This window comes from Pseudomonas sp. WS 5146 (assembly GCF_012985495.1).
Taxonomy (GTDB): domain Bacteria; phylum Pseudomonadota; class Gammaproteobacteria; order Pseudomonadales; family Pseudomonadaceae; genus Aquipseudomonas; species Aquipseudomonas edaphica.
In genome coordinates this window covers 1-612 of sequence record NZ_JAAQWL010000032.1, presented here as the reverse complement: position 1 = coordinate 612, position 612 = coordinate 1, and the positions used below count along the sequence as shown (strand labels likewise).

Below are 612 nucleotides of genomic sequence, written 5' to 3'. Positions count from 1 at the left end.
GGTCCAACGGCTTGGGCACAGCGCCCGGTGCAGGTGTGGCAACGGTAGGGCGCCACATCTGCGAAAAGAAACCTGCGGCCATGTCCAGATAACTGGCTTCGGGTTCCGGTTCGGGCGCTTCCAGCTCAGTACCGGCCGGTGTGACATGGGAACTGATCGCCCCGGCGGCACGGGCGGCAGGCATATTATTGGTCAGGGTATTGGTCGAGCCGGTGAGAATGTTCGCCTGCACCGTGGGCGGAAACAGGGCGTTACTGAAGGCATCGCATATCTTGGTCAGCCCTTTGTCCGCGCCACTTTTGCTCATGGCTAGGCCAACAATCGTGCCCACCACCGCACCCAGCAGGAAACAGCCGAGGCCACCGGTGACCACGGTAATGCCTGTGGCAGCAACAACGGCCGCCGTCGCCACCGCCGTGATCGCGATATTGGCCGCCACCTCCAGCACACCGCCGAGGATGTCTGCCATCATCGAAGTGTGGGAGAGCGCATCGCCCATCCGGGCTGCCCATAACGCGTCAGACATATAGGTTAAAGACTGTACAAAATATTGTAGAAGGAGGTTTGCTTATCGTTTATCAGTGACAGATCGTGGCCTGTTGGAATCTTTTC

Annotated in this window: 1 pseudogene; it reads right to left on the bottom strand. The window is 59.2% G+C overall.

Annotation, left to right across the window (positions count from 1 at the left end):
- Positions 1–526, bottom strand: a pseudogene (locus HBO41_RS29360) (type IV secretion protein Rhs); the annotation flags it as partial.
- Positions 527–612: the final 86 nt, after the last annotated feature.